The sequence below is a fragment of the Stenotrophomonas maltophilia group sp. msm4 genome (assembly GCF_032025605.1).
GTDB classification, from domain to species: Bacteria; Pseudomonadota; Gammaproteobacteria; order Xanthomonadales; family Xanthomonadaceae; genus Stenotrophomonas; species Stenotrophomonas sepilia.
In genome coordinates this window covers 221919-234201 of the sequence record NZ_JAVSKK010000004.1, presented here as the reverse complement: position 1 = coordinate 234201, position 12283 = coordinate 221919, and the positions used below count along the sequence as shown (strand labels likewise).

Here is a 12283-nt window from a genome sequence, read left to right as displayed (position 1 = left end):
TGAACCACCCGCAGGGGGCAGGGCCCGCTCAACCGGCCATGGGCCGGGTCGAACCTGTCCGCTGACATCAACCACCACCATCTTGGGGATGTACCAAATGAAGAACCAGAAGGGCTTCACCCTTATCGAACTGATGATCGTCGTTGCGATCATCGCCATTTTGGCTGCGATTGCGATCCCGGCCTATCAGGACTACGTCGTTCGTTCGCAGGCGGCTTCCGCCCTGGCTGAGATTACCCCCGGCAAGGTCGGCTTCGAACAGGCGACCAACGAAGGCAAGACTCCGTCGACCACCGCAACCGATGCGGGCTTCATCGGCGTTGCTGCCAGCACCTCCTACTGCAATGTGGCCGTGACTGCCACGACCATTGCCTGCACCACCAAGAACGGCAACGCTACCAAGTTCAACAGCAAGAACATTACGTGGACCCGCGACGCCAACAGCGGCCTGTGGTCCTGCTCCACCAGCCTCGATGCGAAGTATCGTCCGGGCCAGTGTGGTGCTGCCGCCGCTCCGACGCCGTAAGCGGTTGCCGCGCTGATTGAGACAACAAGGGCCCCGCACTGCGGGGCTCTTGCTTTGTACGGGGTAGCCGTCCGGGGGACGGGGCCACTCGCCGCTGGGGATTGATGTCGTTGGCCGCGAGATTCCGATCTCCTCGGCTCAAGGTGGCTTCTGTGTAGTGTCACAACAGGCAGAGGGCTGTCGAATGATCGGGCCGGGGATGAACTTCGACGTTGTCGCACAGTTGCAGAGCGCTATATCCGGGCTCCTTCCGGAGATGGGGGCATTTCTGCTATTGGCTGCGATCATTAATCGCAACGATCTTGTGGGCGTTGTTCGGCGTTTACTGCCTGCAGGGTTCCATGTCAACGTCTTTTCTTTTCTGCTAGACGCGCTGCTAATTGCACCGCTTCTGGCAGTAGGCATGGTGTTGATGCAACATTCAGTTGCATGGACATGGACCGGTGCAATGGGTGCGATGTGGGCTGAATTTCCGAAGTGGCTGCTGCTCTTAGTAGTGCTCTTTGTGGGGGATGCAATCGGTTACTTCCGGCATCGGCTCGAGCACTGTAGGTGGCTATGGTTGTTTCACGAGATGCACCACAGTGATCGCAGGATGACTTGGTTCTCTCTGTACCGTTTTCATCCCATCAACCGTTTGACAACGGTGTTCATCGATATGGGGGCGCTTCTGCTCTTTGGGTTCCCGCTGTGGGTCATCTTCATGAACGCGCTCATCCGTCATTACTATGGCTTGTTCATTCACGCGAACGTGCCATGGACCTATGGCGCCTTGGGTCGCCTATTCGTGTCGCCCGCCATGCATAGATGGCATCACGTGCGCAACGGGGAAGGGGTGGGTAACAATTTCGCGACAGTGTTCTCGGTATTCGACCAGTGGTTTGGCACTTGGTATGTGCCCTTTCCGTGCGACGCACCCCTGGGGGTGGCCGGTGCCGGCCACGATTCCTTCTTGCATCAGATCTTCAGTCCCTTCGCTCGCTTGTTTAGGTTGAGGCGTCCCTCCGCTGTCGGGAGCGATGCTGTTCCGTAGGCAATCGGGGGGAGCGAAGGGTGGTCATAGTGCGCTCTCTGGCTGCACTAGCAATGGATTATCCTCTTCAATGTGGGGCGTGCCGGGACGCTGCATTTACGGGTGAACGGTACGAAATTCGATATCACCGGCGTTGATAGGCAAGAGATCAGTAGATGAACACCGTAACCACCGCCAACCTCGTCGGCATCACCGGCCTGGCCCGTCGCCTGGTCCAGGATGGTGCGCTGGACGAGGCTTCCGCCCGCGACGCGATGGCCAAGGCCGCTGCGGCCCGCCAGCCGCTGCCGACCTGGTTCGCGCAGAACAAGGTGGTCGGGGCGGCCCAGTTGGCGGCCGCCAATGCGGTCGAGTTCGGCATGCCGCTGTTCGACGTGTCCACGTTCGACGCCAGCCAGAACGCGATGAGCCTGGTCAGCGAGGAGCTGCTGCGCAAGCACAACGTGCTGCCGCTGTTCAAACGCGGCGGCAAGCTGTTCGTGGGCACCAGCAACCCGACCCATTCGCTGGACGAGATCAAGTTCCACACCAATCTGGTGGTGGAACCGATCCTGGTCGATGAAGACCAGATCCGCCGCACGCTCGAGCAGTGGCATGCCAGCCATGACACGCTGGGCGACGCGCTAAGCGGTGACGACGATGGCATTGGTAACCTGGATGTGTCCGGCGGTGACGAGGACATTTCCGGGGGCGGCGACGCCGGCATCGATGCCAAGGGCGATGACACCCCGGTGGTGAAGTTCGTCAACAAGGTGCTGGTGGACGCGATCCGCAAGGGCGCCTCGGACATCCACTTCGAGCCCTATGAAGACGACTATCGCGTGCGCCTGCGCATCGATGGCCTGCTGAAGATGGTCGCGCGCGCGCCGGTGAAGTTGAACCAGCGCATCGCCGCGCGCCTGAAGGTGATGGCACAGCTGGACATCGCCGAGAAGCGCGTGCCGCAGGACGGGCGCATCAAGCTCAATCTGTCCAAGACCAAGCAGATCGACTTCCGCGTGAGTACGTTGCCGACCCTGTTCGGCGAGAAGGTGGTGCTGCGTATCCTGGATGGCAGCGCGGCCAAGCTGGGCATCGACAAGCTGGGTTACGAGCCGGACCAGCAGAAGCTGTTCCTGGAAGCCATCCACAAGCCGTACGGCATGGTGCTGGTGACCGGCCCGACCGGTTCGGGCAAGACGGTGTCGCTGTACACCGCGCTGGGTATCCTCAACGACGAGACGCGCAACATCTCCACCGCCGAAGACCCGGTGGAAATCCGCTTGCCCGGCGTCAACCAGGTGCAGCAGAACAACAAGCGCGGCATGACCTTCGCCGCGGCCCTGCGCTCGTTCCTGCGACAGGATCCGGACATCATCATGGTCGGCGAAATCCGCGACCTGGAAACGGCCGAGATCGCGATCAAGGCGGCGCAGACCGGCCACATGGTGCTGTCCACGCTGCACACCAACGATGCGCCGCAGACCATCGCGCGCCTGATGAACATGGGCATCGCGCCGTACAACATCACCAGCTCGGTGACGCTGGTGATCGCGCAGCGCCTGGCGCGCCGGCTGTGCAACAACTGCAAGCGCCCGGCCAATCTGCCCGAGCATGCGCTGCTGGCCGAAGGCTTCACCCAGGCGCAGCTGGACGCGGGTATCGAGCTGTACGAGGCGGTCGGCTGCGATGAGTGCACCGAGGGCTACAAGGGCCGTACGGGTATCTACCAGGTGATGCCGATGACCGACGAGATCGCCACGATCGTGCTGGCTGGCGGCAATGCGTTGCAGATTGCCGAGGCCGCACAGCAGATCGGGGTGAACGATCTGCGCCAGTCGGCGTTGAAGAAGGCCGCTGCGGGCATTACCAGCCTGGCCGAGATCAACCGCGTTACCAAGGATTGAGGTCGATCCACGCCATGCGTGGATGCCGCGATGCATGAGTTTGCCGGCCAGCGGCCGGCACTACCCGTTGGTGGGCCCGCGTCGGGCCCTGTGCTTACTCCATCCCCAGCTTCTTCAGCTTGTAGCGCAGCGCGCGGAAGGTGATGCCCAGCTGCGCGGCGGTGCGGGTCTTGTTCCAGCGGTTTTCTTCCAGCGCGCGCTGGATGGCGCTGCGCTCGAGCTGTTCGATGTAGGAGGGCAGGGCGGCGCTGCCGGGCTGCAGGTCCACCACGGCCTCGGCGTGTGCTGCGCTGCCGGGCGTGCGCGGGGCATGCTGCGGCAGGCGCAGGTCGTCGGCGCCGATGCGGTCTTCTTCGGCCAGGGCCAGCGCGCGTTCCAGGATGTTCTCCAGTTCGCGCACGTTGCCGGGGAAGGCGTACTGGGCCAGTGCGTCCAGTGCCGACGGCGCCAGCAACGGCGTCGGGCGGCCATGGCTGCGGGCCAGCCGTGCCAGCACCGACGCGGCCAGTTCCGGCAGGTCCTGGCGACGCTCGCGCAGCGGCGGCACCCTCAGCTCAATCACGTTGATGCGGTAGTAGAGGTCGTGGCGGAAACGGCCGTCCTCGACCAGTTCGGCCAGGTCCTTGTGGGTGGCCGAGAGGATGCGCACGTCCACCGGCTCTTCGTTGGCCGCACCGACCGCGCGCACCGATTTTTCCTGGATCGCGCGCAGCAGCTTCACCTGCATCTGCAGGGGCAGCTCGGCCACTTCGTCCAGGAACAGGGTGCCGCCATGCGCGGCCTGGAACAGCCCGGGCTTGTCGGCGTGGGCGCCGCTGAAGCTGCCCTTGCGGTGGCCGAAGAATTCGCTCTCCATCAGCTCGCCGGGAATGGCGCCGCAGTTGACCGGCACGAACGGGCCGGCCGCGCGGGCACCCTGGGCATGGATGGTGCGTGCGACCAGCTCCTTGCCCACGCCGGATTCACCGAGGATGTAGACCGGCGCCTGGCTGCGCGCGACCTTGCCGATGGTGGTACGCAGCACGTCCATGGCCGGCGAGTCGCCAAGCAGGCGTGCGCCCTGTTCGGCGGCAGGGCCGGGCACGGGGCGCTCGGTGTTGTTGAGTTCCAGCGCGTGCTTGACCAGGCCACGCAGCACGGCGATGTCCACCGGCTTGCTGACGAAATCGAAGGCGCCGGCCTTCAGCGCTTCCACCGCCAGGTCCATGCTGCCAAAGGCAGTGATCATCGCCACCGGCGTGCGCGGGTAGTGCTGGGCGATCTTGCTGACCAGCTCGATACCGTTGCCGTCGGGCAGGCGCATGTCGGTGATGCACAGGTCGTACGGATTGCTGGCCAGCAGTTCGCGCGCTTCGGCAAGGTTGGCTGCGGTACTGATGCGCAGCCCCATGCGGCCGAGCGTGAGTACCAGCAGTTCGCGGATGTCGCGTTCGTCGTCGACGACGAGGGCGCTGCGGGTTTCGTTCATGGGCGTGAAAGATAAACGAGGGGGCTGGAAGCGACAAATGTTTGACGCACAGAATCGAGATCAGGTGGGCAACAGCGTATGCGGGCCGGGCAGCACCAGGCGGAAGCAGGAGCCTCCAGCGGGAACCGGGATGTAGTCCAGCCGCGCCTGGTTGGCCCGGCACAGCTCGCGGGCGATGTACAGACCCAGCCCGGTGCCATGCTCGGACGTGGTGAAGAACGGCCGGAACAACTGCGCGGCCACGGTCTCGGGAATGCCGGGGCCACGATCCATCACGTCGATGACCGCGCTGCGCTCGTGCTGCGCCACGCGCAGGCGCACCCGCGCCGGTTGCTGGCCGATGCGCCCGTACTTGAGCGCGTTGTGCACCAGCACGGTCAGCACCTGGTAGAGGTGCTTGCTGTCGACCTGGGCCAGCACCGAGGTGTCGTTGATGATCGGCTCGATGCTGTCGGTCTCCAGCGTCTGCCCCTGCTTGTACTCCAGCACGAAGCGGCGCACGAAGGCGGCCAGGTCGACGTTTTCGGGCGTGGCGCGCTCGCGCCGGGCCAGGCCCAGCACGCTTTCGACGATGCCGTTGGTGCGCTGGCACTGCTGGCGGATGATCTGCAGCAGGCGGCGGTCGCTTTCGTTGAAGCCGGTGCCTTCCTCCAGCAGCTGCACCGCGTAGTTGATCGCGGCCAGCGGGTTGCGGATCTCGTGGGCGAGGCTGGCCGAGAAGCGCCCCATTGCTGACAGGGTAAGCGACTCGGCACGGCGCGAGACCACGCTGGAGTCGTCCAGGAATACCAGGGCCAGCTCGCTGCCGGCCAGCAGGCGCGCAAAGCGGGGCTGCACTTCGGGCTGGTCGGGGTTGAGCTGCAGCGGCAGTTCGTCCTGGGCCCAGCCGTTGCGCCAGCGCTGCAGGCGACGGGCCAGTTCCGGGGCGGCGCTGGCCAGGTCCAGGCGGCCGCTTTCGCCGCTGCCGTCGCTGTCACCGAGCAGCATCGAGGCGGCCTCGTTGGCCAGGGTGACGCGGTTGTCGGCGTCGACCACCAGCACGCCGGTACGCATGCGGCGGATGATCAGCTCGTTGATCTGGAACAGGTTGGCCACTTCATCGCCGCGCTGGTTGGCCAGCTGCTGGTTGCGGCGCGCGCGGCTGCCGACCTGGTAACTGATGAAGGCCAGCGCCAGGTAGCTGGTGGCGAACATCGCCAGTTCGGCCAGGGTACGGGTGGGGTCGCCACCTTCCAGCAGCTTCCAGGTGTATTCCACGCCGGTGGCGAGGCTGGCGGCCAGGGCCAGGCCCAGCCCCAGGCTGAGCGGCAGCAGGGTGGCGGCAGCGGCGATGTTGAACAGCAGCGACATCGAAATGCCGGCGCTGGCACCCGGCAGGGCATGCGACAACAGGGTGGCGGCGACAATGTCCACCAGCACGCCGCTGACCACGATCGGGCGCAGCCAGCGTTCATTGCGGCCGATCACCAGGGCCAGCAGCGAGAGCACCAGGTAGATGGCGGCGACGGTGTCGGCCAGCCGTGGATGGTGGGCTTCGCCGACCATGGCCGACAGGGGGCTGTAGAGCAGGGCGGCGATGACCGAGGCGATCAGCACCCGGTACAGCGCGAAGAAATACAGCTCACGCCGCGGAATCGATTCGATGCGGTCGATCAATGAAGCACTGGGTGACACGCCGGAACTCCCCTTCTGGCTGCCTGGGTCTGGAATCTGCGGCGGGCCTGCCCGGCGTCCCCTGAGGCCGGGCGGTACGTCGCTTCGATGTGGCTTGCGGTGGAAGCCGTCGAGCACCCCCGACGCTACACACCCTGGCTGACCAGTATAGGGCCGCCGGCGGGCGCCCGCCGGTGCGGCCCGGATCGCGCATTTGGCCTGGGATGGATACCGCTGGCCAGCCGGCCCCCGGGCGCAACTGCCTGAATGACGGCGGAAATCTGGCCGGGTCTGGCGTTTTGTACAGACTTCTTTGCGCCCCGGCGCCGGCTCGGCCACAATAGTGGGCCCGCCGCGGTCCGTGCCGGTGCCTCTTCGAGGGGGCCCTGAGGAATTGCGTGCGGTCGTTCCTATTCCCACGGTGACGCATGAATTTCCACGAATACCAGGCAAAACAACTGCTTGCCGAATACGGCATCCCGGTCCCGGCCGGCAAGGTCGCGGCGACCCCGGACGAGGCGGTTGAAGTCGCCCAGTCGCTGGGCCAGGGCCCCTGGATGGTCAAGGCGCAGATCCACGCTGGCGGCCGCGGCAAGGCTGGCGGCGTCAAGTTCTGCAAGACCGTCGACGACGTGAAGGCCGCAGCGGCCAAGATGCTCGGCACCAAGATGGCCACCTACCAGACTGCCGGCGTCGAGCTGCCGATCAACCTGGTGCTGGTGACCACCGCCGGTGAGATCGTCAAGGAGCTGTACCTGTCGGTCCTGGTGGATCGCGGCACCCGCACCATCAGCTACATCGCCTCTTCCGAAGGCGGCATGGAAATCGAGCAGGTCGCTGCCGAGACCCCGGACAAGATCCACACCCTGAACGTGGACTTCGTCGAGGGCGTGCAGGGTTACCACGGCCGTGACATCGGCTTCAAGATGGGCCTGACCGCCAAGCAGGCCGGCCAGTTCGCCAACATCATGGTGAACCTGTACCGCATCTTCAACGAGAAGGACCTGGCGCTGGTTGAGATCAACCCGCTGGCGATCCTGGACGATGGCAACCTGTACGCGCTGGACGGCAAGTTCAACAGCGACGACAACGCCAACTTCCGCCACAAGGAACTGGTCGCGATGCGCGACAAGTCCCAGGAAGATGAAACCGAAGTGACCGCTTCGGAGCTGGACATCAACTACGTCACCATGGACGGCAACATCGGCTGCATGGTGAACGGTGCCGGCCTGGCCATGGCCACCATGGACGTCATCAAGCTCAACGGCGGCGAGCCGGCGAACTTCCTGGACGTGGGCGGCGGTGCGAACAAGCAGCGCGTCATCGAAGCGTTCAAGCTGATCCTGTCCTCGGACAAGGTTGAAGGCATCTTCGTCAACATCTTCGGCGGCATCGTCCGCTGCGACATGATTGCCGAAGGCATCATCGCCGCCGTGAAGGAAGTGGGCGTCAAGGTTCCGGTCGTGGTGCGCCTGGAAGGCACCAACGTGGAAGAGGGCAAGCAGCTGCTGCGTGACAGCGGCATGGCGATCATCCCGGCTGACAACATCAACGACGGCGCCAAGAAGGTCGTTGAAGCGGTCAAGAACGCCGCCTGATCCACGACACCGAAGGAAATTCCCATGTCTGTTTTGATTAACAAGAACACCAAGGTGATCGTGCAGGGCTTCACCGGCCAGCAGGGCACCTTCCACGCCACTCAGATGATCGAGTACGGCACCCAGGTTGTTGGCGGCGTGACCCCGGGCAAGGGTGGCACCACCCACATCGACCTGCCGGTCTTCAACACCGTTGCCGACGCCGTGCAGAGCACCGGCGCCAACGCTTCGGTCATCTACGTGCCGCCGCCGTTCGCGGCCGACGCGATCCTGGAAGCTGCGGCTGCCGGCATCAAGGTCATCGTCTGCATCACCGAAGGCATCCCGGTGCTGGACATGCTGCGCGTGAAGAACGTGCTGACCCGTTCCTACCCGGACACCGTGCTGATCGGGCCGAACTGCCCGGGCGTCATCACGCCGGGCGAGTGCAAGATCGGCATCATGCCGGGCCACATCCACAAGCCGGGCAAGATCGGCATCGTGTCGCGTTCGGGCACCCTGACCTATGAAGCGGTCAAGCAGACCACCGAAGTCGGCCTGGGCCAGTCCACCTGCATCGGCATTGGCGGTGACCCGATCAACGGCCTGAACTTCGTCGACTGCCTGAAGCTGTTCAACGAAGACCCGCAGACCGAAGGCATCATCATGGTCGGCGAGATCGGCGGTGACGCCGAAGAAGCCGGCGCCGAGTACATCAAGAACCACGTGAAGAAGCCGGTCGTCGGTTTCATCGCCGGTGCGTCGGCTCCGGCCGGCAAGCGCATGGGCCACGCGGGCGCGATCGCCTCGGGCGGCAAGGGCACCGCGGAAGGCAAGTTCGCCGCGATGGAAGCCGCTGGCGTGGTCACCGTCCGTTCGCCGGGCGACCTGGGCGCTGCCATCGCCAAGCTGGTGAAATAAGATCGACTGCCTCGCGCAGACGATGCTGTAGAGCCGGCCGCTGGCCGGCTGACTGAAACAGAAGGGCCGCCTTTGGGCGGCCTTTCTGCGTCTGGCGCCCTGACGGTTTCCGGTAACCCCATCCACGCATGGCGTGGATCTACTGAGCCGGGGCTGTCCACGCAGCGAGCGTGCCCGGCGCGCGCATGGCGCGGCGTTACAATGGAAGCATTGCAACCACAGGCTGGATTCCCATGGCTTCGATCCGCATCGCGATGGCGCAGTTCGACTTCCCGGTCGGCGACGTCGCCGGCAACACCGAGCGCATCATCGAGATGATCGGCCAGGCGCGCGATGAGTACGGCGCCGAGCTGGTGATGTTCCCCGAGCTGGCGGTGAGCGGCTACCCGCCGGAGGACCTGCTGCTGCGCCCGGGTTTCCTGTACGAGTGCGAGCAGGCGATGACCCGCATCGCCACCGCCTGCCGTGGCATCACCGCCGTGGTCGGCTGGCCGCAGGCGGCTGGCGCGGTGGTCTACAACGCTGCCAGCGTACTGCGTGACGGCCTGGTCGAGCAGACCTACCGCAAGCGCGAACTGCCCAACTACGCGGTCTTCGACGAGCGCCGCTACTTCGACGTCGATCCGGATGGTGGCAGCTGCGTGTTCGAGGTCAATGGCATTCTGGTCGGCCTGCTGATCTGCGAGGACCTGTGGTTTGCCGAGCCGCTGGCCGACACCATGCGCGCGGGTGCGCAGCTGGTGGTGGTGCCGAATGCTTCGCCCTACGAGCGTGGCAAGCACGCCCAGCGCGACGCCGTGCTGGCCGCGCGTACCCGCGAGAGCGGGGCGGCCATCGCTTACCTCAACGTGGTGGGCGGCCAGGATGCGCTGGTGTTCGACGGTGCTTCGGTGGTGGCGGATGGTGATGGCACGGTGCACCCGGCCGCTGCTGCCTTCGTCGACCAGTGGCTGGTGGTGGAGTATGACGGTGAGACCCGCCGCTTCATGCCGCATGTGTGGATGGACGACGGCGACGAGAGCATGGACGCGCTGGCCTGGCGCGCGGTGACCCGTGGCATCCAGGACTACTGCCGCAAGAACGGTTTCAGGAAGGTGTGGCTGGGCCTGTCCGGTGGCATCGACTCGGCCCTGGTGCTGGCATTGGCCGTGGATGCGATGGGCGCGGAGAACGTGACCGCCGTGCGCCTGCCGTCGCGCTACACCGCCGGCCTGTCCAACGACCTGGCCGCCGAGCAGTGCCGGGCACTGGGGGTGAAGCTTGAGGCTGTGTCGATCGAGCCGGCGTTCAAGGGCCTGATGGAATCGCTGGCGCCGATGTTCGAAGGCACCGCGCCGGACGTGACCGAAGAGAACCTGCAGTCGCGCAGCCGCGGCGTGATCCTGATGGCGCTGGCCAACAAGTTCGGCGGCCTGCTGCTGACCACCGGCAACAAGAGCGAGTACGCGGTCGGCTACGCCACCATCTACGGCGACATGTGCGGTGGCTACGCGCCGCTGAAGGACCTGTACAAGACCGAAGTGTTCGGCCTGTCCAAGTGGCGCAATACCGTGGGCGGCGCACCGGTGATCCCGCCGGCGGTGATCAGCCGCCCGCCGTCGGCCGAGCTGCGCGAGAACCAGCTGGACCAGGACTCGCTGCCGGCCTATGACGTGCTGGACGGCATCCTGTACCGCTACATCGACCAGGAGCAGTCGCGCGGCGAGATCGTGGCCGCCGGCTACGACGCAGCCGTGGTCGACCGCGTGCTGCGCCTGGTGCGCATCAGCGAGTGGAAGCGGCACCAGGCCGCGCCGGGGCCGAAGGTCTCGCGCCGCGCATTCGGCCGCGAGCGGCGTTACCCGATCAGCAACGGCTACAAGGGCTGAGGCAGCGCTTGGCGGGTCGTGCCGGCCGCTGGCCGGCAACCCGTTGGCCCCTCTCCGGTGGGTGCGGAGCTTGGTCCGCACGATGGTCGAAGATCATCCTCGCTTGGCGTGGATCTACCGGACTTCGTCGAGCAACTGTTCGAGGCCGGCGGTTTCCGCAGCGTCGTTGAAGGGATCGTCCCCCAGTCGCGCACGTACGAACGCCAGGCCATCGGCCGCCGCTGCGTCCAGCGTGCCCCGGTGGTCGACGGGGTAGCGCCGGAACGCGACCGGCTCGCCTCGCAGGGCCAGCCCAGCGGCGTACAGCAGGGTGGTCAGGTAGGGCACATCGCGGTCCTGGCTGCCATGGCCCAACATCAGCGGTTGGCTGAAGCCGCGGCGCGGTACGCCGAGATAGTCGTACAGCACCGCCCAGATGCCCGGCACGCTGGCCAGCGGCGCAGTGAACATGCTGCCGGTGTCGGCGCCGTCCAGCGTGGTGGCCAGTTCGCCCAGGCACTGCTCGCGTGCCACGGCCACACGGGCGCGGCCGGCGTCGCTGAGGACGCGGTCGATCTGTGGCGCGACCTGCAGCAGGCCATCGAGCAGATACGCGTGATACGCGTTGAGCGCGCCAGGATTGGCTGTGCGGTTGTCCGGCTTCATCACCAGCGCGGTCAGTTCGACTGCGGTGGGCGTGCCGGTGGTGAAGCTGCCGCGGTACTGCAGCGACGGTCCACCATAGGTGGGGGCGATGTGGCCCGCCGTGAGCGCGGCGGCACCGCCCTGCGAATGGCCGACCGACACCCAGCGTGGCGACAGCGTCCCGTTGCCGAGGTACTGGCGGCTGGCCTTGATCATGTCGATGGCGTTGCGCGCGGCAGTGCGCACATGCAGATAGGCATGGTCGCCTGAGCTTCCGAGGCCCTGATAATCCGCGGCGACCACTGCATAGCCCTGTGCCAGGAACCGATCGAGGAAGCGCCCGTCGCGTTCGGGTTGATAGGGGCCGGAGACCGAGGGCGCACAACGATCCGCAATGCCCTGGGTGCCATGCGCCCACGACACCACCGGCCAACCGCCGATGGGCGGCGTGCCGGCGGGCAGGTACAGCAGGCCGGTGCCTTCGGCCAGCCGCCCGCGGTGGTCAGGAGTGCGGTAGTGCAGTTTGTAGGCCTGGGCGGCCTTGGACGGCACCCATGACGCGCGATAGGTGGCAGCAGACAGCAGATCGCCCGGTGCGGGTGAGGCAGCCGCCACGGAGCCCGAGGACAGCGCCAGCAGGGCAGTGGCGAGGATGCAGGCGAGCGGGTGGAAACGGCGGGGCGGTGGGGTCATGGGGCGCTCCTTCACGGCCGGGATGGCCGTTGCA

General features: G+C 65.8%; 9 protein-coding genes. 6 read left to right on the top strand and 3 right to left on the bottom strand.

The window, feature by feature from the left end; translation table 11 throughout:
* Positions 1–97: 97 nt before the first annotated feature.
* The 3 genes from ROV93_RS19375 to pilB all read left to right on the top strand — a co-directional run bounded on the left by ROV93_RS19375 (position 98) and on the right by pilB (position 3445).
* Positions 98–526: a pilin gene (locus tag ROV93_RS19375; protein ID WP_072167642.1), complete on the top strand. Its 429-nt coding sequence runs from the start codon at positions 98–100 to the stop codon at positions 524–526.
* Between the two features lie 199 nt (positions 527–725).
* Entirely contained in the window at positions 726–1559 is an 834-nt protein-coding gene (locus ROV93_RS19370) for a sterol desaturase family protein (RefSeq protein WP_176698779.1), read from the top strand.
* A 155-nt stretch (positions 1560–1714) separates the two neighbouring features.
* Positions 1715–3445 carry a type IV-A pilus assembly ATPase PilB gene (gene pilB / locus ROV93_RS19365; protein WP_072167644.1) on the top strand — a complete coding sequence of 577 codons (1731 nt, stop codon included), beginning with the start codon at positions 1715–1717 and terminating at the stop codon, positions 3443–3445.
* A gap of 94 nt (positions 3446–3539) precedes the next feature.
* On the opposite strand, the gene ROV93_RS19360 is transcribed toward pilB, so the two are convergent.
* Both ROV93_RS19360 and ROV93_RS19355 read right to left on the bottom strand, forming a co-directional pair.
* Positions 3540–4913 carry a sigma-54 dependent transcriptional regulator gene (locus ROV93_RS19360; protein ID WP_312540899.1) on the bottom strand — a complete coding sequence of 458 codons (1374 nt, stop codon included), beginning with the start codon at positions 4911–4913 and terminating at the stop codon, positions 3540–3542.
* A gap of 60 nt (positions 4914–4973) precedes the next feature.
* The gene (locus tag ROV93_RS19355; protein ID WP_065178928.1) at positions 4974–6587 is read right to left on the bottom strand and encodes an ATP-binding protein; all 1614 of its coding nucleotides are present in this window, start codon (positions 6585–6587) and stop codon (positions 4974–4976) included.
* Between the two features lie 407 nt (positions 6588–6994).
* On the opposite strand from ROV93_RS19355, the gene sucC reads away from it, so the two are divergent.
* From sucC to ROV93_RS19340, 3 genes are all read left to right on the top strand, one after another.
* Entirely contained in the window at positions 6995–8164 is a 1170-nt protein-coding gene (gene sucC, locus ROV93_RS19350; protein WP_005418614.1) for an ADP-forming succinate--CoA ligase subunit beta, read from the top strand.
* Between the two features lie 24 nt (positions 8165–8188).
* Entirely contained in the window at positions 8189–9064 is an 876-nt protein-coding gene (sucD, locus tag ROV93_RS19345; protein ID WP_005418610.1) for a succinate--CoA ligase subunit alpha, read from the top strand.
* A 233-nt stretch (positions 9065–9297) separates the two neighbouring features.
* Positions 9298–10932, top strand: coding sequence for an NAD+ synthase (locus tag ROV93_RS19340; protein ID WP_072167646.1), 1635 nt, complete (start codon positions 9298–9300; stop codon positions 10930–10932).
* A 114-nt stretch (positions 10933–11046) separates the two neighbouring features.
* Here ROV93_RS19340 and ROV93_RS19335 read toward each other — a convergent pair whose 3' ends face one another.
* Positions 11047–12249, bottom strand: a complete 1203-nt coding sequence (locus ROV93_RS19335; RefSeq protein ID WP_072167647.1) for a lipase family protein — start codon at positions 12247–12249, stop codon at positions 11047–11049.
* Between the last annotated feature and the right edge of the window lie 34 nt (positions 12250–12283).